Origin of the sequence: Selenomonas sp. oral taxon 126, assembly GCF_001683335.1 — a bacterium.
In the GTDB taxonomy this organism is placed as follows: Bacteria; Bacillota; Negativicutes; order Selenomonadales; family Selenomonadaceae; genus Centipeda.
This window is the reverse complement of record NZ_CP016201.1, coordinates 482836-504158: the sequence shown is the minus strand read 5'-3', so window position 1 is coordinate 504158 and position 21323 is coordinate 482836. Positions and strand designations below refer to the sequence as shown.

The 21323-nt window shown below is 58.7% G+C and carries 17 protein-coding genes and 1 pseudogene; 11 read left to right on the top strand and 7 right to left on the bottom strand.

The window, feature by feature from the left end; all coding sequences use genetic code 11:
- The first annotated feature begins 1 nt into the window (after position 1).
- Positions 2–820: a transketolase gene (locus AXF19_RS02070; RefSeq protein WP_066844391.1), complete on the top strand. Its 819-nt coding sequence runs from the start codon at positions 2–4 to the stop codon at positions 818–820.
- Positions 820–1752: a transketolase family protein gene (locus AXF19_RS02065; RefSeq protein ID WP_066844388.1), complete on the top strand. Its 933-nt coding sequence runs from the start codon at positions 820–822 to the stop codon at positions 1750–1752. Before AXF19_RS02070 ends, AXF19_RS02065 begins: the two co-directional genes overlap by 1 nt.
- A gap of 94 nt (positions 1753–1846) precedes the next feature.
- On the opposite strand, the gene AXF19_RS02060 is transcribed toward AXF19_RS02065, so the two are convergent.
- Positions 1847–2305 (bottom strand): Hsp20/alpha crystallin family protein, encoded by a 459-nt coding sequence (locus AXF19_RS02060; RefSeq protein ID WP_066844385.1) that lies wholly within the window; start codon positions 2303–2305, stop codon positions 1847–1849.
- 216 nt (positions 2306–2521) lie between these two features.
- On the opposite strand from AXF19_RS02060, the gene AXF19_RS02055 reads away from it, so the two are divergent.
- Complete coding sequence (locus AXF19_RS02055) at positions 2522–2890, top strand: arsenate reductase family protein (RefSeq protein WP_066844382.1); 369 nt, start codon at positions 2522–2524, stop codon at positions 2888–2890.
- Positions 2891–3091: 201 nt separating this feature from the next.
- Positions 3092–5062, top strand: coding sequence for a methyl-accepting chemotaxis protein (locus AXF19_RS02050; RefSeq protein ID WP_066844380.1), 1971 nt, complete (start codon positions 3092–3094; stop codon positions 5060–5062).
- Here the strand turns inward: AXF19_RS02050 and AXF19_RS15940 are convergent.
- A pseudogene (locus AXF19_RS15940) lies at positions 5059–5166 on the bottom strand (secretion protein HlyD); the annotation flags it as partial. The gene AXF19_RS02050 and the pseudogene AXF19_RS15940 overlap by 4 nt on opposite strands.
- 218 nt (positions 5167–5384) lie before the next feature.
- Here AXF19_RS15940 and AXF19_RS02045 point away from each other — a divergent pair.
- Positions 5385–6368 (top strand): YeiH family protein, encoded by a 984-nt coding sequence (locus AXF19_RS02045; RefSeq protein WP_066844378.1) that lies wholly within the window; start codon positions 5385–5387, stop codon positions 6366–6368.
- A 9-nt stretch (positions 6369–6377) separates the two neighbouring features.
- Positions 6378–6986, top strand: a complete 609-nt coding sequence (locus AXF19_RS02040; protein WP_066844376.1) for a DNA glycosylase — start codon at positions 6378–6380, stop codon at positions 6984–6986.
- 414 nt (positions 6987–7400) lie between these two features.
- On the opposite strand, the gene AXF19_RS02035 is transcribed toward AXF19_RS02040, so the two are convergent.
- Together AXF19_RS02035 and purB are read right to left on the bottom strand one after the other, a co-directional pair.
- Positions 7401–8687 carry an adenylosuccinate synthase gene (locus AXF19_RS02035; RefSeq protein WP_066844374.1) on the bottom strand — a complete coding sequence of 429 codons (1287 nt, stop codon included), beginning with the start codon at positions 8685–8687 and terminating at the stop codon, positions 7401–7403.
- 26 nt (positions 8688–8713) lie between these two features.
- The gene (gene purB, locus AXF19_RS02030) at positions 8714–10006 is read right to left on the bottom strand and encodes an adenylosuccinate lyase (RefSeq protein ID WP_066844372.1); all 1293 of its coding nucleotides are present in this window, start codon (positions 10004–10006) and stop codon (positions 8714–8716) included.
- Between the two features lie 165 nt (positions 10007–10171).
- Between purB and AXF19_RS02025 the strand changes: the two genes are divergently transcribed.
- The 5 genes from AXF19_RS02025 to bioA all read left to right on the top strand — a co-directional run bounded on the left by AXF19_RS02025 (position 10172) and on the right by bioA (position 15468).
- Positions 10172–10915 (top strand): metallophosphoesterase, encoded by a 744-nt coding sequence (locus tag AXF19_RS02025; RefSeq protein ID WP_066844370.1) that lies wholly within the window; start codon positions 10172–10174, stop codon positions 10913–10915.
- A 78-nt stretch (positions 10916–10993) separates the two neighbouring features.
- Positions 10994–12298, top strand: a complete 1305-nt coding sequence (locus AXF19_RS02020) for a metallophosphoesterase (RefSeq protein ID WP_066844368.1) — start codon at positions 10994–10996, stop codon at positions 12296–12298.
- Positions 12299–12458: 160 nt separating this feature from the next.
- Positions 12459–12995, top strand: a complete 537-nt coding sequence (locus AXF19_RS02015; RefSeq protein WP_066844365.1) for a biotin transporter BioY — start codon at positions 12459–12461, stop codon at positions 12993–12995.
- Positions 12996–13427: 432 nt separating this feature from the next.
- Positions 13428–14108: a dethiobiotin synthase gene (gene bioD / locus AXF19_RS02010; protein ID WP_066844362.1), complete on the top strand. Its 681-nt coding sequence runs from the start codon at positions 13428–13430 to the stop codon at positions 14106–14108.
- Positions 14109–14121: 13 nt separating this feature from the next.
- On the top strand, positions 14122–15468 hold the full coding sequence (gene bioA / locus AXF19_RS02005; protein WP_066844359.1) for an adenosylmethionine--8-amino-7-oxononanoate transaminase: 1347 nt from the start codon (positions 14122–14124) through the stop codon (positions 15466–15468).
- On the opposite strand, the gene AXF19_RS13340 is transcribed toward bioA, so the two are convergent.
- The 3 genes from AXF19_RS13340 to AXF19_RS14930 form a co-directional block, all read right to left on the bottom strand.
- The gene (locus AXF19_RS13340; protein ID WP_237141657.1) at positions 15392–15784 is read right to left on the bottom strand and encodes a Txe/YoeB family addiction module toxin; all 393 of its coding nucleotides are present in this window, start codon (positions 15782–15784) and stop codon (positions 15392–15394) included. The two genes, bioA and AXF19_RS13340, sit on opposite strands and share 77 nt — an antisense overlap.
- Positions 15784–16032, bottom strand: a complete 249-nt coding sequence (locus tag AXF19_RS02000) for a type II toxin-antitoxin system Phd/YefM family antitoxin (protein ID WP_066844356.1) — start codon at positions 16030–16032, stop codon at positions 15784–15786. Before AXF19_RS02000 ends, AXF19_RS13340 begins: the two co-directional genes overlap by 1 nt.
- Positions 16033–16157: 125 nt before the next feature.
- Positions 16158–21284 carry an autotransporter outer membrane beta-barrel domain-containing protein gene (locus AXF19_RS14930; protein ID WP_237141656.1) on the bottom strand — a complete coding sequence of 1709 codons (5127 nt, stop codon included), beginning with the start codon at positions 21282–21284 and terminating at the stop codon, positions 16158–16160.
- Between the last annotated feature and the right edge of the window lie 39 nt (positions 21285–21323).

Here is a 21323-nt window from a genome sequence, read left to right as displayed (position 1 = left end):
TATGGAAATTGAACAGCTGAAGGACACGGCGCGCAAAATTCGCCTCGCAACACTGCGCTCCATCCATGCGGTCGGCACGGGGCATGCGGGCGGTGCCCTCTCGATTGCAGATCTGCTCGCCGTCCTCTACTTTGACGAGATGCGTGTGCGTCCCGAAGAGCCGAACCGGGCGGAGCGGGATCGCTTCATCCTCTCGAAGGGGCATGCGTGCGCCTCTCTCTACGCCGCTCTTGCAAAGCGCGGATACTTCCCTGCGGAGGAACTGCTGACTCTGCGTCAGCACGGTTCACGCCTGCAGGGGCATCCCGACATGAAGGTCACGCCCGGCCTGGATATGTCCTCCGGTTCGCTCGGGCAGGGGCTGTCCATCGGCAACGGTATGGCACTCGCTGCAAAGCTGCGTGGGATAGACTATCGCGTCTACGTGCTGCTCGGCGACGGGGAGCTCGAGGAGGGGCAGGTCTGGGAGGCTGCGATGACGGCGCGCCGCTATGAACTCGATAATGTCGTCGCCATTGTGGACGCGAACGGGCTGCAGATCAACGGCGGTGTGGAGCAGGTCGCGGGGCTGACGGACATCGGTGCGCGTTTTGCCTCCTTTGGATGGAACGTCCTCAGCATCGATGGGCATGACATCGTAGCCATCCGTGAGGCGTTTGCAGCGGCGCGCAAGACCAAGGGCGTGCCGACGGTGATCGTTGCGCATACGGTGAAGGGGAAGGGCGTCTCCTACATGGAGAATCAGGCGAAATGGCACAGCGGCGTACCCTCGGATGATGAGTATGAAAAAGCTGTGCGTGAACTGGGAGGTGAGGCGTAATGGGAACGGCAATGCGAGAGGTATTCGGGCGCGTCCTGCAGGACATGGCAGAGGATGAGCGCCTCGTTGTGCTCGATGCGGATCTCGGTTCGGCGACCAAGACGCTGATGTTCCGTGATGTTTGCCCCGAGCGCTTCATCGATGTCGGCATCGCCGAGCAGGACTTGATCGGGACGGCGGCGGGGCTTGCCTCCTGTGGGATGATTCCCGTTGCGGCGACCTTCTCCGTCTTCCTCGCGGGCAGGGCACTCGACCAGATCAGGAACAGCGTCGCCTATCCGAAGTTGAACGTCAAGCTCGTGGGGACGCACGCGGGCGTGAGCGTCGGCTATGACGGCGCGTCACATGAGGCGGTCGAGGACATCGCCGTCATGCGCGCGCTGCCGAACATGACCGTGCTGTGCTCCTCCGACGCCGTGGAGACCGAGGCGATGGTGCGCGCGGCAATCGCGCACGAAGGCCCCGTCTACCTGCGGATCAGCCGCATTGGCACGGCGGACTACCATGCGCCGGACTATGAATTCGTCATCGGCAGGGGCGAGGTCGTTACGGACGGCAGCGACTGTACGGTCGTCGCGACGGGTATCATGGTCGAACAGGCAATGATCGCCGCGCGCGAGCTTGCGCAGGAGGGCATCCGCATCCGCGTCGTCAATATGCCGTCGATCAAGCCGATCGACCGCGCACTGCTCGTTGCCTCGGCAAGGGCGACGGGCGCTGTCGTCACGGCGGAGGAGCACAACATCATCGGCGGACTCGGCTCTGCCGTCGCGGAAGTGCTCGCGGAGGAATATCCCGTTGTCATGCGCTACGTCGGCATCAAAGACCGATTCGGCACGTCGGGCGATCCGAATGTCCTGCTCGAGGCATACGGACTGCGTGCCGCGCATATCGCGGCGGCGGTGAAGGAAGCGATACGCGCAAAAGCATAGAAACTTCAGCAAAAAAAGTGGGGCAGCCGCCCGAGGTCAAACGACCTCGGGCGGCTGCCCCGCTTTGTATGGTTGGAATTTACGCGTTATCCGCTCAGTGAATCTCGATCTGCTTGCGCGTCGGTGCCTCTGCCGTCTTCGGCAGGTTCACCTGCAGCACGCCGTCCTTGAACTCCGCGTGGATGTTCGCGTCGTCAATGCCGTCGATGTAGAACGAGCGGCTGACCTCGCCTGTGTGACGCTCGCGGCGGATGTAGTTGCCTGCATCGTCCTTTTCATCCTTCGACTCCGTGCGCGAGGCGGCAATCGTGAGATAGCCGTTCTCGTAGTGGAGGGCGATGTCGTCCTTCGTCATGCCCGGCAGATCGGCGGTCAGCTCATAGTGATCGCCACTGTCCTTCACGTCCACCTTGAACGAGGCGGCACCCCAGTTCGCGGCGGGGAAGTCGTCGCGGAAGAAGGAATCACGCATCGCATCGAAGAGGGCAAACGGATTTGCAGCGTCACGCTGTGCGAGAGAGCAGCGTCCGGAAAAAGGTACCAGTCCAAACATTGTAATCAACTCCTTAGAGGTTTTGCAACGGCGCGATGTTTGGGATTCGTTCCGTTGCGGATCATGTTTTTGTTTGCTCAGGTGCTTTCGTATCACCTTTCGACTCTTATTATAGCAGTAAAAGTCAAAAAGTCAATATGTCAAAAAGAAAAAGTTTGAAAAATTTCTGTGTGCGGCTATAATGGGGGCAGCAATGTTTTACAAGGAGGAAATACAATGTCAAATAAAGAGGTGCTCTTCATCGGTTATCCGAAGTGTTCGACCTGCCAGAAGGCGGAGACGTTCCTGCGCGCGCACGGGTGCAACGCACCGATGCGTGACATCAAGTCGGAGAAGCCGACGGCAGACGAACTGCGTGCGTGGCACGAGCGGAGCGGACTGCCGCTGAAGCGCTTCTTCAACACGAGCGGTATGATCTACCGCGAACTCGCGCTGAAGGACAAGCTGCCCGAGATGACGGAGGAGGAACAATACGCTGTGCTCGCCTCGGACGGGATGCTCGTGAAGCGCCCGCTGCTCATCACGAAGGACTGTGTGCTCACGGGATTCCGCGAGAAGGAGTGGGCGGACTGCATGACAAAATAAGTCCTTTCAGGAAACGCGGATCCATGCGGCACCAATCGGATGCTGTTTATTTTTCAGCGATACCTATAGACAATTGGCGGGGAAAGATGTAAAATACATGAAAAAGGGGGTTGTTTTAGTTAAGGAATCGCTAATAAAATGCAGTCTGCCACATACCAGAGCTTCCTTAATTCTGGGATTCTAGAGGGGATGGACGTTCAAATGAATTTGCGTGCAAAGATTATGATGCTGGTCGGCGTGCCGCTGATCTTCGTTTTCCTCATACTGCTGGGGACGATTTATTGGAAGGCGTCGGACAGCATCAAGGATGTCGCATCGCGTGAGATGATTCAGATGGCGGAGGTGAATGCTGCCAATATCAATACGGCGCTTCAGGCGAAATCCCGTCAGCTCGAGACGGTTACGCGGCTGTGGGGAACGGAGAATGCCTCGTACGATAAGATGATGTTGGGGGCGCAGGAGTTTGCAACCAAAACGTCTGATTTCTTTGTCGGGTTTCCCGATCAGCCGTTCATTGACGGCGCAGGATTTGATATTCCCAGCGATTTTGACGCAACCTCGCGCGGCTGGTACAAGGAGGCGGCGGAATCGACGAAGGTGTGTCAGTCGGCTGTCTATAAGGCGGCCAACGGTACGCCGGTCGTCAGTTTCAGTTCTGCGATTCGGAGCGGCGGAAATCTTGTCGGCGTTGCGGGCTGCGATCTGAACCTCGATATGGCCAGAGAGATGCTCTCGAAGGCAAAGATCTACGAAACGGGGAAGGCATTCCTGATCTCGAAGGAAGGCAATTTCATCTATCATGACAAGTATTCCCTCGACAACAGCATCTCCTCGGTGGATGACTCCGACCTGAAGGCGCTGGCGTCGACATTCCTCTCCGGAAAGCCCGTATTCACATCGAGTCCGAACAGCTCGGATAATTTCTACGCCTCAGTGCCTGTCGGTGATTCCGGATGGGTGCTCGTTCTGTGCGTGCCGCAGGCGGAGGTGTATGCCTCCTCAACCGAGCTCCTCGGCATCATGGTGGGCATCACGATTGCGGCATTCGTTCTGCTCGCAGCGATCCTCTTCTATATCGCTCGCCTCATCTCCGTTCCGGTCGAAAATCTCGCGGCGTTCGCGTCGAACGTTGCACGCGGGGATCTGCGCAGCGTGCTGCAGTCCACGGATCGTACGGATGAGATCGGCACGCTGCACAACGCATTTTGCAATATGACGGAGAATCTCCGCAAGCTCATACGCCGGCTCAGTGAGACGGCAGGAAGAGTTGCGGCATCCTCCTCCGATCTGACGGCGAATACACAGGAAGCGGCGCAGGCATCCGAGTTTGCCGCAAACTCCGTCGCGCAGATTGCAGAGACCTCGACGGCGCAGAGTGAGACGATCGTCTCTGCCGCAGCGATGATGCAGGAGGCATCCTCCAGCATTGGTGAGGTGACAGATGTCATCAAGGAGATTGTCACCTCCGCGAAAATGACGGAGGATGAGACACGTGATGGACAGGCCATCCTCAACCATACGATCAGTAAGATGAACACGCTGAAGGATGGGGCGGCTGTTGTTACGGAAACTGTGCGCGGCCTGCAGGAGAGCGCACATGAGGTCTCGAGCATCGTCGAGATGATCACGAGCATCTCTGAGCAGACGAACCTCCTTGCGCTTAATGCAGCGATTGAGGCGGCGCGTGCCGGTGAGCACGGCAAGGGCTTCTCCGTCGTTGCGGATGAGGTGCGGAAACTCGCCGAGCAGTCGAAGGAAGCGACGGCGAATATCTCCGAGCTCCTCAATGGGAATGCGGTTCAGATGGACAAGACGTTCCGTGCAATGGAGGAACAGTCCGTGAATGTCGAGAACAGCGTGGAGGAGATCCATCGTTCCGGTGAGAAGTTTACGGCAATCGCCTCGCACATTGAGTCTCTCTCGGAGAGCATCAACCACATTGCACAGATCGCGCAGTCGGTACAGCAGAACAATCAGCGTGCTGTCAACTCCATCGAGGAGCTCAGCAGCGGCTCGAGCGATGCGGACACGAAGATGCAGGAAGAGGTATCGAATATCTCGGCCGTGACCGAGGAACAGGCCGCCTCTATGTCGGAGATTGCGGCTGCGACCCGCACGTTGTCTGAGATCGCACAGGAGCTGCAGCAGATGACGAAGCAGTTCCAGACCTAAGGAAGCACTGATAAATTCAGCACCGCCATCTTAGCGCATCTTTTTTGCCCGCACTTCGTCGGCAAATCCTCTACATAGCCTTTGCTATGCGTTCGGTTTGCCTCCTAGTTCGGACGAAAAAATCTACGCCAATCTGACGGACTTCATTTTATCAGTGATTCCCTAAGATTCATAACAGAAAACTTGCGGAAGCACGGATCAATTCAGCGATTCCTTACGGCAGTCTGCGCTCTTTTCGAGGAGGTAGGCTGTCATTTTTTCGTGCATTCCACGGGGAAAAGGTGTAAGATAAAAGAAAATGGATTCTGAGAGAGGGATGTTTATGAAACGTGAATACATGGACGGCATTTTCTATGCCCTGCTCTTTGCGATCCCGGCGTATATTCTGGGACTGTACTTCCCGATTGTGGGCGGGCCCGTGTTCGGCATCCTGCTTGGGATGCTGTTCGCGAAGAAGCGACGGCCGAAGGCGGTGGAGGAGGGCATCAAATTCACGGGCAAGAAGATTTTGCAGTATGCGATTATCCTGCTCGGCTTCGAGATGAATCTCTTTCACGTTGTGGAGGTCGGGGAGCAGTCGCTCTACGTCATGATCTTCACGCTGCTCGCGGCATTCGGTGCGGCGTTCCTCATGGGGAAGGTGCTCGGGCTTGACCGCGATATGACCTCGCTTGTCGGTGCAGGCACGGCGATCTGCGGCGGCTCTGCGATTGCAGCGGTTGCGCCCGTGATTGGAGCAAAGGATCGGGATGTCGTGATCTCGATTGCGACGATTTTCTTCTTCAATGTGCTTGCAGTCTTTATCTTCCCGTTCATCGGACACTCGATGGGGATGTCCGACTTCGGCTTCGGGATGTGGGCGGGGACGGCGATTAACGATACCTCGTCCGTGGTTGCGGCGGGCTATGCGTACAGCCATGATGCGGGCGCGTATGCGACGATTGTGAAGCTGACACGCACGCTGATGATCGTGCCGGTCTGCCTCTTTTTCTCGCTGCTCGTGATGAAGGGCGCAAAGGAGAGTGGCGCGGGCTTCTCGCTCAGGCGCATCTTCCCGATGTTCGTGCTCTACTTCGTGCTTGCGTGCATTGTGAATACGACGGGCATTATCCCCGCAGAGGTTTCGCATGGGCTTGGGACGCTCGGGAAGTTCGCCATTGTGCTTGCGATGAGTGCAATCGGGCTGAATACGGATCTGCCCTCGCTTGTGAAGAATGGGCTGCGTCCGCTCGCGCTGGGCATGGTCTGCTGGATTGCAGTTGCGGGTACGTCGCTGATTGTTCAGCACGCGCTTGGACTTTTGTGAGGTGTTACTATGACTGACACACAGGAAATCGAGCTGCGCCCGTTCCCGCCATTTCTGCCGCCGAAGGCGACGGTGCTGATGATGGGGACGTTCCCGCCAGCGCCGGAGAAGCGGACGATGGAGTTTCACTATCCGAACTTCCAAAACGATATGTGGCGCGTCTATGGGCTTGTATTCTTTGGCGATCCCGCGCATTTTCAGCGCGCGGGGGAGAAGGCATTCGACGCGGAGCGGATCAAGGCGTTCCTGACGGAGCGCGGCATCGGCTCGTGTCCAACCGTGCGCCGCGCGATCCGCACGCATGGCAACGCATCCGATGCGTTCCTCGAGGTGGTGGAGAAGGTCGATCTGCCCGCCGTGCTCGCAGAGATTCCGGATTGCCGCCGCATCTGTACGACGGGCGGCAAGGCGTCGGAGATCCTGCTCTCCCTGCTTGAGACGGAGGTCAAGGCAAAGGATTTCAAGACGGGGGAAACCATCCCTGCGCGTTGCGGCGACCGTGATCTCCTCATCACGCGTCTGCCGTCCACTTCGCGCGCCTATCCGATGAAGCTCGAGAAGAAGGCAGAGGCATATCGAAAGTTCTTTGTCGAGGCGGGATTCGCGGTTGTAGAGTAAATCTGCAAATGCTGTCAAATGAAAAGGAGCTGTTGCACGAAGTCGTTTTGACTTGTGTAACAGCTCTTTGTTCGTGTTTCCTAGATGCTCAAAGCGCCCCTTCCACCGCTCACGCGGTCCCCCTCCCCCGTGTCGCACGGGGGAGGCTTTGCATTATGATAGCTTCCCCCGTCGAAACGGGGGAAGTGGCACGCCGTAGGCGTGACGATAGGGGCGCTCCGAGAGCAGTCCTTTCTTTTATGCAGTTTCTTAGGGAAGCACTGATAAATTCAGCACCGCCATCTTAGCGCATCTTTTTTGCCCGCACAACGCCTGCAAATCCTCCACAGAGCCCCACTCTGCGTCCGGTTTGCCTCCTAGTTCGGACGAAAAAATCTGCGCCAATCTGACGGACTTCATTTTATCAGCGATTCCTTAGAACATATCCTTATCGAGGACGATGGTCTGTTCGCGCGAGGGGCCGACGGAGACGATGCCGAGGGCGATGCCCGTGACCTCCGCCATGCGCTCGAGATACTTGCGCGCGTTCTCAGGCAGTTCCGCATAGCTGCGGACGCCTGAGATGTCTGTTTTCCACCCCGGGAAGGTCTCGTAGACCGGTTCGACCTCGGCGAGGACATTGAGGCTCGCAGGGACACCATTCAGCAGCTCGCCCTTGTACTTGTAGCCCGTGCAGATCTTGATCTCGTCGAAGCCGTCGAGGATGTCGAGGCGCGTGACCGCCATGTAGTCGATGCCCGAGAGCAGCCCCGCGTGGCGGACGACAACGGCATCGAGCCAGCCCGTGCGGCGCGGACGCCCCGTGACGGTGCCGAACTCATGCCCTGCCTCGCGCAGCTTGTCGCCGATCTCGTTCAGCTGCTCGGTGGGGAAGGGACCCTCGCCGACGCGCGTGCAGTATGCCTTGACGACGCCGACGACACTGTCGATCTTCTTCGGTGCAACGCCCGCCCCGATGGTGACGCCGCCCGAGATGGGGTGGGACGCCGTGACGTAGGGATAGGTGCCGTAGTCGATGTCGAGCATGGTCGCCTGTGCCCCCTCGAAGAGCACCTTGCGCCCGGCATCGATCTCCTCGTTGATGAGGGGGATCGTGTCCGTGACAAGCGGGCGCAGACGCTCCGCATAGTCCTCGTACTCTGCGAGCACTTCCTCATAGTCGAGCGGCTCGTGGAAGTAGACGGCGGCAAGCTCTCCGTTCTTGACATCGAGATTCTTCTTGAGTTTCGCCGCGAAGGTGTCCTTTTCCATGAGGTCGCAGACGCGGATGCCGATGCGGTCGTCGCGATCCATGTAGCAGGGACCGATGCCGCGCCCCGTTGTGCCAATCTTATCCGCACCGCGCTGTGCGTCGCCGATGCCGTCCATCAGACGGTGATAGGGCATAACAACGTGTGCGCGGTCAGAGATGCGGATGTTCGACGTGTCGATGCCGCGCGCCGCCATGGCGTCCATCTCCTGCAGGCAGACCTCGGGGTCAAAGGCAACGCCGTTTGCAATGATGTTGTGCGTGCCCTTGTAGAGGATGCCCGACGGCAGAAGGCGGAGCTTGTACTCCTCACCCGCCGCGACAACGGTATGACCCGCGTTGCAGCCGCCCTGGAAACGGACGACCGTGTCCGCCTTGCTTGCGAGGTAGTCGACGATCTTCCCTTTGCCCTCGTCGCCCCACTGCGTTCCCGTGATAACGATGGTTGACATGATAAAGTCCCCCTTATTTTCTTCTCTCAAAGACCAAAGCGCGCGAAGATGGAATCCACATGACGCAGGAAATAGGTATGGTCAAAGCAGGCGTCGATCTCTTCCTTTGTGAGATGTGCGGAGATGTCGGCGTCCTTCTCGACGTTCGTGCGGAAATCCTCGTTGTCGAGCCAGCGCTTCATGGCGTTGCGCTGCACCCAGACGTAGGCGGTCTGGCGCAGGATGCCCTTGCTGACGAGCGATGTGAGGATGCGCTGACTGTAGATGAGTCCGCCCGTGCGGTTCATGTTGTGCAGCATGGCGTCGGGGTAGACGAGGAGCTTGTCCACGATGCCCGTCAGCTTGTGCAGGCAGTAGTCGACGTTGATGGTCGCGTCGGGCAGGATGACGCGCTCGACGGAGGAGTGCGAGATGTCGCGCTCGTGCCAGAGCGTCATGTCCTCGAGTGCCGCGACGGCGTTGCCGCGCACGAGGCGCGCCATGCCGGAGACGCGCTCGCAGTTGATCGGGTTGCGCTTGTGCGGCATGGCGGACGAGCCTTTCTGCCCCGCCTTGAAGAACTCCTCTGCCTCGCGGATGTCCGTGCGCTGCAGGTTGCGGATCTCGGTGGCGATCTTCTCCATCGTGCCCGCGATGATGGCGAGCGTCGTGACGAACTCGGCGTGACGGTCGCGCTGGATGACCTGCGTCGCGAGGCGGACGGGCGTGATGCCGAGCTTCTTGCACGTCAGTTCCTCGATGCGCGGGTCGATGTTCGAGTAGGTGCCGACCGCGCCCGAGAGCTTGCCGACGGAGACGATCTCCTGCGCGCGCGTGAGGCGCTCGATGTCGCGCTCGATCTCCGCGCTCCACAGCAGCAGCTTCAGCCCGAACGTCATCGGCTCGGCGTGGATTCCGTGCGTGCGTCCGATGCACGGCGTCCGGCGGAACTCGACGGCGCGGCGGCGCAGCACCTCGCGGAACGCGCGCAGGTCGTCGAGGATGATTGCGGCAGCATCGCGCATCATGACGCAGTATGCCGTGTCCTTGACATCGCTCGAGGTCAGCCCCTTGTGGATGTACTTCGAGTCCTCGCCGACATTCTCCTCGAGGTTCGTGAGAAAGGCGATGATGTCGTGATCGGTCGTCTTCTCGATCTCGTTGATCCGCGCGACATCGAACTTCGCATTCGCTTTGATGTTCTCCACGGCGGCGGCGGGGATCTCACCCAGCTCCGCCATCGCCTCGCACGCGGAAATCTCCACGTTCAGGATGGTCTGCCACTCGTTCTGAATCGACCAGAGATGCCCCATCTCCGGGCGTGTATAACGTTCTATCATCTGCGTCCTCCTGTTCATGTAAATGAACATAACCCAACATTCATATCATATATCGCGCGGCGTGGAATGTCAATCACGCCTTTGCCGTAGGCGGGTCTTTTCTCTCATGTTCATTTCAGACAATATACGCTATAATAGTATAAATAAAGAAAGGGGGCGGCTGTGATGGAATTTCGTCGGATTCTTGCTGTGGGAGATGTGCATGGATATGCAGATCGGCTCAAGGCTCTTTGGAAGCAGATTGCATTCGACGATAAAGAAGATATGCTCGTCTTTCTCGGTGACTATATCGATCGTGGTGCTGCTCCCGTTGAGGCACTGCGCTTTGTGCAGACGCAGGTGGAGCGCTATGAGCATGTGCACGCGCTCTGCGGCAATCACGAGGCGATGATGCTCGGCTATCTGAAGGAGTATGGGCTGGGCAGAACGCTCCTCGGGCACTGGAATGTCTGGCTGATGAATGGCGGCAAGGTGACGAAGGCGCAGCTCGCTGCGCTTCCCACAGAGGAGCGCGAGGCACTGATCGGATTTGTCAAGGCGCGTCCTCTCTATTTCCGCATGCAGCACGGCGGGCAGAGCATCCTCTTCGTCCATGCAGGCGTGCATCCCACGCGAACAAAACAGACATCGAACGATCTGCTCTGGATTCGCGACGAATTCTTCGAGCTCTATCGCGGCGCGGAGCTCGTCGTTGTCGGGCATACGCCGACGCAGGCGATCGGCGGGCGCGACATGAGCCGCAATGTGCCGCTCTTTCTGCCGAACAACATCATTGCGTGCGATACCGGCTCGTTCCTCCCCGGTGGGCGGATCAGCTGCGTGGATGTTGCGCGCTATCTCGACCTGCGCGCGGACGGACGAACGCTGACGGAGGAGGAGCGCGCCTCCTGTTATATGCAGTCGGCATGAGGCGATGAAAACAGTTGACTTGAAGCCCATACCAAGGTGTATGCTGAGGTGTATGGGAGATTATAAGGGAATGAATCTATGGCAAATAAGAATATAAATCGTCGAAACTTTATCAAGGCTGCGGGTGCAGCGGGCGTGCTGGCGGTGGGCGGGGCTGCGCTCTGGCAGCTCGATCTGCTGCGTGGGCTGCGCGATACGGCGCTGCGGCAGTTCCCGGGTGTGTTTTATGTGGAGCGCCTGCGGCAGGTTGTCGCGTCGGATGTGGGGCGCGGGCGCGTCCTTATGTGGGAGGTATCCTCCCCTGTGGAGAATCAGATGGTCGAGCTGCGCGTGCAGGGGGCGGATGGTGTGCGTCGCTTTGCCGCAGAGGATACACGCTTTACCGATGACGGTACGGACGTGTACCAATACACAGCGGAGCTTGACCTTACGCCGGGCAACTCCTATCAGTACCGTATTACGGCGGGCGATGCGGCGACCGACTGGCAGATGCTCTATGCGCCGACCGAGAATGAGAACTACAAGATGCTGATCTTCCCGGACTCCCAGTCCTCGGACTATGCGGACTGGAAGCAGCTCGCGCATCTGGCGTGGGCGCGCAATACGGATGCAGAGATCTTCACCTGCATGGGCGATCTCGTGGACAACGGCGAGGATCGTCTTCAGTGGACAGAGTTCTTCGTCGGGATCAAGGAGATGCAGCGATCGATCCCGATGGCGCCTGTCATGGGGAACCACGAGACGTATAATCGCGATTGGAAAGTGCGCCTGCCCGAGGCATATCTGCACTACTTCAAGACGCCGCGCAACGGAAGCAAGGATTTCGAGCGTTACTACTACTCGTTTGACTACGGCGACGTGCACTATGTTGTGCTCTGCACCCAGCAGAAGGAAATCGGGGAGTTCAAGAACGGGCTCGTCGAGGAACAGCTTGCGTGGATTCGCCGTGATCTGAAGGCGCATCGGAAGCGTTGGAACATCGTCCTCATGCACAAGGATGTGCTGCAGTATCGCATCAACGGACGCCCCGAGCGCACGGAGGGCATTGATGAGGAGAACGGGCGCGTGTGGATGCCCATCTTTGACGAGCTGGGGATCGACATCGTGTTCACGGCACATCTGCACACATACCGCAACCGCGGGCATATCTACGGTTTCGAGAAGGGGGCGGCGAAGAAGGGGCCGCTCTACATCCTCACGGGCGTTGCGGGCAATGTGCGCTATCCGAATCTCTGGATTGACCACGCCTTTGACGAGGTGACGCTCCCGCAGCCCGAGACGGACAACTATCTCACGATGGATGTCACGCGGGATGCCATCGAAATTGCGTGCTTCCTGCCCGACGGCACGGAGATGGATCACGTGCGTGTGACGAAAACGTAAATAGTGAAAACAAAAGCGCATCTGAAGCGATGCGTTTTTTTGTGCGCGGAAAACATTTGTAAACCAGATAAAAATAATCTAGTTGACAGTAAACCTCCAAAAGTGTATGATAAAACAGATTTATTTCACCGATAAATATGCTTGGAGGTATCTGAACATTATGAAGCTAAGGGAAATGATTCTATGTGGGCTCTTTATTGCGCTCGTTGCCGTTGGGGCATTCGTCCGCATTCCGGTCGGGACGGATGTCTACACGCTGCAGTTTCTCTTTACGCTGCTTGCGGGCGTCATGCTCGGGGCGCGGCTTGGTGCGCTCGCGGTGGGGACATATGTGCTGATGGGGCTGGTCGGGATTCCCGTATTTGCCTCGGGCGGCGGGCCGGGCTACGTCCTGCAGCCGACGTTCGGCTATCTCGTGGGCTTCATCGTGCAGGGCTGGGTGACGGGTGCGATGTGCCGCACAGGCGCGCCGACGTTCCGACGCGTCCTCGTCGCGTGTCTCGCGGGCATGGCGGTGGTCTACGTCTTCGGCATTTCGTATTTCTACTTCGCGTCGAACTACATCATCGACGCGCCGATCGGCTTCTGGGTCGCGATCTGGTACTGCGGCGTGCTGCAGGTACTGCCGGATTTCCTGCTCTGCCTCGCGGCGGCGTACATCGGCGTGCGCACGCAGAAGGCGGGGCTGTGGCTGTAGATGAATGCCGCCGCATTTCTATCCGTGCGTACTCCACGCAAACGCTTAGTTACGCAAGCGGTCGGGCACTTATCTGCGAGGGAATCACGGACTCATTCAACCATTCATCTTGGCACATCTTTTTCGCCCTCTCTGCGTCGATAAATCCTCAGCATAGCCACCGCTATGCTTCCGGTTTATCTTCTTGACAGGACGGAAAATCTGCACCAATCTGAACGGCATCATTGAGTTCGTGATTCCCTAATACCTGCGGACTTCTTAAACGCGCGCTACGCGCTTGAACGAAAGAAATCCGCAGGGGGCAGAACGTGCCCTTGCTTCCGCTTGCTCCACTAGGGTTTGCTTAGGAGCGCCGCACGGATGCGTTTCCTCACAGTATAACGGTGTTTGAGGAACGTAAATACAGGTATTGATGTGAACAAGGAGAGCATGATGGGCAAGGCATTATTTATCACGGGGACGGGCACGGACATCGGCAAGACCTACGTCACGGGGCTGATTGTGAAAAAACTGCGCGGAGCGGGGCTTCGTGCGGGCTACTACAAGGCGGCGCTCTCGGGCGCGGAGGTCGGTGCGGACGGGCAGCTCCTGCCGGGGGACGCGCTTCATGTCGCGCAGGTCGCACAGCTTGCGCCGGAGGACACACACGTCTCCTACATCTATCGCGACGCCGTATCGCCGCATCTCGCCGCGCAGATTGAGAACCGTCCGATCAATTTTGATGTGGTGGAGCGCGACTACCGTATGGCGAAGGAGCGGACGGACTATCTGACGGTCGAGGGGAGCGGCGGCATCATCTGCCCGCTGCGCTGGGATGATGAGGAGCACGTCATCCTGGACGATCTCGCCCTGCGTCTCGGGCTCTCCGCGCTCGTCGTCGCGGATGCAGGACTCGGCACGATCAACGCGGCTGTGCTGACAGCGGAGCATCTGAAGGCACGCGGCATCCCTCTCGTGGGCTTCATCTTCAACAACTGGGTGGGCGGCACGATGGAGGAGGACAATGTGCGTATGGTCGAAGCACTGACGGGTGCGCCCGTGCTCGCGCGTGTCCCGCACGGCGCGGAGGAACTGCCGATGGCGGCAGAGGATCTTGCCGTTCTTTACAACTGAGAGGAGAGCTTTTATGCCGACAATCGAGGAGCGGGATCTCCGCCATATCTGGCATCCGTGTGCGCAGATGAAGGACTACGAGGAACTGCCGCCGATGGTGATCGACCACGCAAAGGGGGCGTGGCTCTACGACGTGCACGGGCACGCATATCTCGACATCATCAGCTCGTGGTGGGCGAATCTCCTCGGGCACGCAAACGAGAAAATCAACGCGCGGATTGCGGCGCAGCTTGAGCGTCTCGAGCACGTCATCTTTGCAAATTTCTCCCACCGTCCCGCGATAGAGCTTGCGGAGCGGCTGGCGCATCTCGTGCCTAGCGGACTGACGAAGTTCCACTTTAACGACAACGGCTCGTCTGCGGTCGAGGCAGCGCTCAAGATGGCGTTCCAATACTGCCAGCAGACGGGGCGCACGGAGAAAACGCGCTTCATGTGCCTCACGGAGGGCTATCACGGCGAGACCATCGGCGCGCTCTCGGTCGGGAGTATGGATCTCTTTGCCGAGATGTATAAGCCGATGATGATGGACAACATCCACGTCGAGGCACCCGACTGCTATCGCTGCCCGTTTGGACAGTCGCGCGAGTACTGTGCGTGCGAGTGCTTCGTTCACGCAGAGCGTGCCTTTGAAGAGCACGGGCATGAGACAGCGGCGATGATCGTCGAGCCGCTGCTGCAGGGTAGCGCGGGCATGCGCATCTACCCCGAGGCATATCTCAGGAAGTTGCGCGCCCTTTGCGATGCATATGATGTTCTCCTCATTGCGGATGAGATTGCAACAGGCTTCGGGCGGACGGGGCGGCTCTTTGCCTGTGAGCGCGCAGGCGTCACGCCCGACATCATGTGCCTATCGAAGGGGCTGACGGGCGGCTATATGCCGATGTCGATTACGATTGTAAAGGAGAAAATCTACGAGGCGTTCTATGCCGATTGGAGCGAGGGCAGGGCGTTCATGCACTCGCACACGTATGCGGGCAACCCGCTCGGCTGTGCGGCGGCGCTCGCAGTGCTCGACATCATGGACGAGGAGAATGTATTGGAGCGCGCCGAGGAGACGGCGGCGTGGCTCACGGAGCGCATGACGGAGGTGTTCGGCGCGCATCCGAACGTCGGCGAGATCCGCCACATCGGGCTGATTCACGCTGTCGAGCTGGTGGAGGATCGCACGGAAAAGCGTCCGTTCGACAGTGCGCGCCGCCTCGGCTATGCCATCTACCGTCGCGCGCTGAAGAACGGGCTGCTCCTGCGCCCGCTCGGCGATATCCTCTACTTCAATCCGCCGCTCAACATTGGAAAGCCCGACCTCGAAATCGCCATCGAGCGCATGAAACTCTCGATGGACGAGGTGCTTGGCGCATAAAAGTGAATACAAAGGGGCTGTTGCATGAGTCAAAAGACTTCGTGCAACAGCCCTTAGAATTCGTAATGTGTCCACATACTGAGGATTTTGACAGCTTTTTCTCTTCTAGGACTTGGTAGACGAGACGATGCTTGATATTGATTCGGCGGGAATATGCTCCCTGCAGATCACCCTGTAACTTTTCATACGGCGGCGGATTTTGAAAGGGATTTTCTCGGAGCAGATCGATCAATGCGCGTGCTTTTCTGTCCAGTTTTGCAGCCTTTAGTTTTTGCACATCGTTAGCGGCGTTCTTCGTATAGAAAATCTCGTACATTACCATGCAATCCCGCTCTCCGGAATGCAGTCGGCAAGCTCCGTGCGCATACCCTCCTGAATCTCGTCCTTCAGATGGGGGACAGAGGAGATATAGAGCGTTTCCATCAGTCCGCGATAGTCCTCCTCGCTGAGCATGACGGCGTTGCCGGACTTCGTGCTGATGTGGACAGGCTCGTTGTATTTAATGGTCTGTTCCAGCAGGGAAAAGATATTTCTGCGGAAATTTGTCGCGTTTACTACGGTCATGATACTCACCCCATATTCATTATAATGTACCTATTGGAAATCATCAAGAAGGGACTCCATACCAAAAGACGCACCCGCGCGGGTGCGTCTTTTCTATGGATGGAAATATGAAGGAGGGAAATGTTTTAGAAGTTCCAGCGCATACCTGCATCCATGCGCCACGCGGTCTTGATGTCGCCGCCGAAGGTCTTCTCGAAGTTGCCGTAGAGATTCGTGCGGTCATTGAGTTTCATCGTGCCGCCGAGCTGAACACCAACCCATGTGTCCTTTCCGCTCTGCGAGGTGATCTTCGGCGTGGATCCATCGGAGTAGTCCGTGTGGAAATCACCCGCGAATTCGTGGTAGAGCGAGACACGTGCGTAGTAGGTGCTGCGCTCTGTCTCCTTGCCAACGCCGAGTCCTACGCGTCCGATGAAGCTGTCAAACGGCTTCTGATGCACATACATCTTCATGCCGCTGTAGTCTGTGTCGCCTGTGTAGTTCACGCCGTTCAGGTGGCTGTAGATCAGCTCGAGCTGCGGCTCGACGAAGCTGCCGTCCTTCATGGAGATGCGCTTGCCGTACTCTGCCGAGAGAGAGCCGCCCCATGTGGTGAAGTCGCCCTTGACATAGTGCCCGTAGTCGTTGTAGACGGTGTACTCGTTCGAGAGGCGGCCGACCTTCATGATGAGATCGACGTATTCGCCCTGCTTGCCCGACCATGTGCCGTAGACACCGAGGTTTCCTTCCCTGTTCTTACCGTTTCCGGCGGCGTAGGAGGAGGAGCCGCTCATGTAGCTGCCCGCGACGCCGACGCGCCATGCGTCGTTCACCTTCTTGTCGTAGCCGACCTGAATGGTGGAGTAGTTCATGCGGAAGTTGGCGTTGTCCTTGTTGCTCGTTGCCTTTCCGCGATAGACACGCGCCCAGACGCCCGTCTCCTCGGGGGAGAGGCGGAGATCGCCCATGCGCTTCATGAGGTCGTTCGCCTCGGCGCGCCACGCCATTGAGGCTGCAGTCATCGCCGACTTGACGCCGCTCATGAGCTTCGTTTCGTAGTCGCCGTACTCGATCTTCGGATCGGGCTTCGGATCAGGTGTTGGTTTCGGTGTGGGCGGCTTCGGATCCGTACCGGGGTTCGTGCCCGGGTTGGTGCCGGGGTTCGTGCCGGGGTTGGTGCCGGGGTTGGTACCGGGATTGGTGCCGGGATTCGTGCCCGGGGTCGTGCCGGGATTCGGATCAGTTGCCGGCGTATAAGCATAGCCGCCCTGTCCGCTTGCCTTGTCAAATGTGATGTCCCCGACGCGCTTCGAGGCGGACGAGGTCGTGAGACCCTCGGCGATCTCGGCTTTGCCCGTGAGATTGCGTTCATTCGTCGTGTACGCCGTATAGTAGAGTTTCTTCGCGAGGGCGTCGAGCGTTGCACTGACGAGGTTCACATCCGCCGCCTTCTTCGACTCCGTATTGAGTCCGATGCTGTCCGTCGTGAGTGTGATGGCGCTGCCCGTCGCCGCCTTGGTGATGGTCAGTGCGCCGCCCAGCATCCGCGTTGGCGTCAAAGCGTCATGCGCATAGAACACCTTCGTATGACCGCTGTAGCTGTCGATCGTGATGGGCTTGGCATCCTTCTGGAAAATGACGCCCGCATGTGCGGCATCACTGCCGCCCGTGAACTTGGTTACACGGCTTCCTGCCCACGTCTCATGTGTGCCGGAGAGCTGCTCATTCGTCCACTGTGCGCCGTTTTGCAGATAGAAATTGAAGTCCGCCGCCTTGAGATTCGTCACGCCGCCCGTACCGCGCTGAGACCTGGTTGTCTCATAGAGCAGCGCACCGTGCCACGAGGAGTCTGCGGTTGTGAGCGCGACGTTCAACGTCCCCTTATTCTCATAGGAGGCCAATGCACCGCCGCCGTATTCAACTGACTTCTTCCCATATTCGCTGACTGCATACATATCGCCGCTGAGAACGGTCTTTTTCGAGCCTGCGGCGGCACCGTTCATGTTGATATTAACCTTGCCTGTCTGCTGGGTCAGCACGCGGTACCGCTTCGACTTGTCGGCGTCCTCTGCTGCCGAGAGGGTTCCGCCGCCGATGCTGACCGTGCCGCCTGCCTCGTAGCCCGTCGAGCCTGCAACACGAATGACGCTGCCCTTCACGTTTTGAATGTCGGTATTGCCCGTCACCGTGATCGTGGACTTGCCGCTCAGGGCGTGGAGCGCGGAGAGATTGCGCCCGTCGCCTGCGCCGCCCGTTGTCTTGCCTACGAGATTGCGGACGGTCAGATCGCCGTCGATGAACACTTCGCTCGCCTGTCCGATCGCGCCACCCGTTGTGATGCCCGAGACGCTGACGTTGTTGGCCCGTACCCCGTCGATGAGGACGGGTCCTTTTACCTTCAGCGAGCTGTTCGTGCCGGCGTAGATGCCGGCCGCCGCACGCGTATCCTTGTTGGTCGCGGAGATGGTGAGCGTCCTGCCCGCAGCGTTCCTGATCTCGATTGCCGCATTGGGGGAGAGGTTGATCGCGCGGGCGATCCTGTCGCTGCTTTCGGCATGCACAGTCAGATCGTGCCCGTTCATATCGACGACCATCGGATTCGTCTTGTCATAGGCGGAGGTGCCTGCATAGAGGGCGGAGACAACGGGATTGCCGCCGTCGTCCTTCGACTTTGCCGTCGTCGCCTCTGCGCGGTACGTTCCTGTGAGCGTCTTGGATGCCGTGATTTCCGTCGAGGGCGGCGGCTCGGGAGCAGGGGTAAAGGCATAGTCCGCCTGTCCCGTTATCTTGTTAAAGGTCAGTCCGTCCGTCTTCGTAAAGGTGCGGGCGGCGGAGGAGGTCGTCAGACCCTCGCCGACCTTGACCGTGAGTGCGAGATTGTCCTCATTGTTCTTGGCGCCGTCATAGTAGAGCTTGTTTGCGAGCGCCTTGACCACGCGCGATGTGAGGTTCTGCTCGACTGCGCCTGCGGTGGTTGTCCAGTCCCATTTCCCGCCGGCATCGGTGTGCAGTGTGATCGCACTGCCGCTTGCCGCCTTCTTGACGTGTACCTCGCCGCCGTTTACGGTGACGGTCTTTCCCGTCGCTGTGGATGTGACCGTGTTGCCGTAGAGAAAATAGCCCTTGCCGCTGAAATCCTCGATCGTGAGCTTGTCCGAGGACGCAGTTCTCGTCATGTCGAAGACGCTGCGTCCTACCGTGTTCGACGCTGCGAGGTTCTTCACATGGCTCGTGCCCGTGAGATTCCAACGTGCGCCGGATGCAAGGTGACTCATATTCAGCTGGGAAGCGGTTCCCGTTTTGCCCTCCCAGAGGGCGTCGTTGCCCATGTGGAGGTTGACCTCGCCATTGCTGTTCCCCTTCCAAGAGGAATCCGAGGTGCCTAGACCGATGTTGATGACGCCGTTTGCCGTGCTGAGATCGCCTTCGAGCACGGTTTTGTTCGCGCCCGCGCCCGTCACAGTCCCTGCGCTGTCCGTCGTCACGTTGATGTCGATGCGACCCTTCTTGTCAGCCGTCCCGGAGGAGCGTGCGAGGAGCGCGCCGTTCGTTGCCCGAATCGTGCCGCCCGCAACGCTGATGTCGGATGCGGATGCGTCGAGCGCTGCCGCTGCCTTTGCACCGTCCGCCGCGATGTCTGCAAGCCCGTTAATCTTAACGGAGGAGCGTGTACCCGTCGTGGCAGCCTTGACCACGGCGGTATTTGCGGGCGTGCCGGACGCGGCGCGGAGCTTTACCGTCTTATCCGTAGCCGCATCGACTGTCACCTTGCCGCCGTTCTTCGCCTCTATGGCGGCGCTGTTCGCAGAACGTGCCGCGATGTCGAGATTGCCCGCGTTCTTGACGGTGATTTCCTTGCCGTCGGCAGCGATGCCTGCGACGGAGGCGGCACTGTTCGCAGAGACGGTGAGGTCATGCCCCTTCATGTCGATGGAGAGCGGCTTTGCCGCTACATCGTTGTTCGTGATGGCGGCAGGGGCGTTGTTCGTCGTGATCGTCGTCCTGTCCTTCGTGAAGACGTAGCTGCCATCGGACTTGCGCACGCCGCCGGTCGCGTATACGGTGTCGGCGGCCGTATTGGTAATCGGTGCGGTGAAGTTCTCGATTGTCTGATCGTGGTAGACGGGTGCGGTCGCACTGTATACGCCGCGATGATCCGCATCGAACGCAATGTAGCCGAAGCCGTCCGTCACCTGTGCACTCGATGCGGTCAGCCCCTCGAGCACCTTGACCGTGCCGCTGAGGTTGCGGCTGTCCGCACTGTCCATATAGTAGAGCTTCTTTGCGAGCGCCTTGAGGACATCCGTGAGGTTGGCAGAGGTGACGCCCGTATGCTCGGTGATCATCGTCGCGTGGCTGTTTGCCGCCGCCTTCTCGACCTTCACATTGCCGCCCTTGAGCGCGGTCGGCGCAGCGGCGTCATGCTCGAAGAAGAAGTTCGTATGCCCCGCATAGTTTGCGATGGTGAGATCCTTCGCTTCCTTCATGTAGACATTGCCTGCGCTTGCAGCAGCCGCGCCGCCTGTGAGCTTCGTGAGACGGCTTGCGATAAGACCTGCCGTCGTGCCGTAGTGCTCATTGTACCACGAGGCGCCGTTTTGCAGGTAGAGATCCACCTTGCCCTTTTCACCGGCAAGGATTGTGCCTGTGAGCTTGGAGTCCGCCGTCGTCAGCGCAAGGCTTGTCAGCGGGTATTTTCCCTCTTCGGCATATTCGCCGTGTGTCAGAACATTGCCCTCGATCTCGACCTTGCTCGTGCCGAGATTGCCGTCTGCATCCATATTGACAAAGACGCGCGAACCCTTGCCCGTATTGCGGATGGCGCGATGCTCGGCGTTGCTGCTCTTTTCCTGCTTGAGCGTCAGTCCGTCGAGCTGCGTCGTGCCGCTCAGTGTCGCCTCAATCCCCGTGACATCACTGCCCGTGGCACCCTTGACGGTGATGTTCGTATTACCCTTGACGCGCAGGAGATTGTCGCTCGTGTTGTAGATGCCGTAGGTTTTACCGATGCCCTCGGCGTTGATATTTAGCGTCTTTGCCGTAATGGTGATGGCGCCGTTCTTTGGAGTATTGCCCAAGACAGTGCCGCGGTGATACAGTCCTGTGAGGAAGCCGTTGGTCGTTTTTTTCGCCTCGACGGTCAGCGTCTTATCTGCGGCATTGATGGTGATGGGCTTGTTATCGCCGAGGATTGCACCGTTATAGCGGTCGGATTTGATCGTCGAGTCCTTCGTAAAGGTGTAGACGCCCTCGGATTTTTCGACCTTGGCCATGACGTACTCGGAGACGCTTCCCGATGTAATCTGGCTCGT

Excerpts from the sequence above, each read along its gene's own strand:
- AXF19_RS02070 (WP_066844391.1), top strand. The coding sequence starts at position 2 with ATGGAAATTGAACAGCTGAAGGACACGGCGCGCAAAATTCGCCTCGCA.
- AXF19_RS02065 (WP_066844388.1), top strand. The coding sequence starts at position 820 with ATGGGAACGGCAATGCGAGAGGTATTCGGGCGCGTCCTGCAGGACATG.
- AXF19_RS02060 (WP_066844385.1), bottom strand. The coding sequence starts at position 2,305 with ATGTTTGGACTGGTACCTTTTTCCGGACGCTGCTCTCTCGCACAGCGT.
- AXF19_RS02055 (WP_066844382.1), top strand. The coding sequence starts at position 2,522 with ATGTCAAATAAAGAGGTGCTCTTCATCGGTTATCCGAAGTGTTCGACC.
- AXF19_RS02050 (WP_066844380.1), top strand. The coding sequence starts at position 3,092 with ATGAATTTGCGTGCAAAGATTATGATGCTGGTCGGCGTGCCGCTGATC.
- AXF19_RS02045 (WP_066844378.1), top strand. The coding sequence starts at position 5,385 with ATGAAACGTGAATACATGGACGGCATTTTCTATGCCCTGCTCTTTGCG.
- AXF19_RS02040 (WP_066844376.1), top strand. The coding sequence starts at position 6,378 with ATGACTGACACACAGGAAATCGAGCTGCGCCCGTTCCCGCCATTTCTG.
- AXF19_RS02035 (WP_066844374.1), bottom strand. The coding sequence starts at position 8,687 with ATGTCAACCATCGTTATCACGGGAACGCAGTGGGGCGACGAGGGCAAA.
- purB (WP_066844372.1), bottom strand. The coding sequence starts at position 10,006 with ATGATAGAACGTTATACACGCCCGGAGATGGGGCATCTCTGGTCGATT.
- AXF19_RS02025 (WP_066844370.1), top strand. The coding sequence starts at position 10,172 with ATGGAATTTCGTCGGATTCTTGCTGTGGGAGATGTGCATGGATATGCA.
- AXF19_RS02020 (WP_066844368.1), top strand. The coding sequence starts at position 10,994 with ATGGCAAATAAGAATATAAATCGTCGAAACTTTATCAAGGCTGCGGGT.
- AXF19_RS02015 (WP_066844365.1), top strand. The coding sequence starts at position 12,459 with ATGAAGCTAAGGGAAATGATTCTATGTGGGCTCTTTATTGCGCTCGTT.
- bioD (WP_066844362.1), top strand. The coding sequence starts at position 13,428 with ATGGGCAAGGCATTATTTATCACGGGGACGGGCACGGACATCGGCAAG.
- bioA (WP_066844359.1), top strand. The coding sequence starts at position 14,122 with ATGCCGACAATCGAGGAGCGGGATCTCCGCCATATCTGGCATCCGTGT.
- AXF19_RS13340 (WP_237141657.1), bottom strand. The coding sequence starts at position 15,784 with ATGTACGAGATTTTCTATACGAAGAACGCCGCTAACGATGTGCAAAAA.
- AXF19_RS02000 (WP_066844356.1), bottom strand. The coding sequence starts at position 16,032 with ATGACCGTAGTAAACGCGACAAATTTCCGCAGAAATATCTTTTCCCTG.
- AXF19_RS14930 (WP_237141656.1), bottom strand. The coding sequence starts at position 21,284 with ATGGCCAAGGTCGAAAAATCCGAGGGCGTCTACACCTTTACGAAGGAC.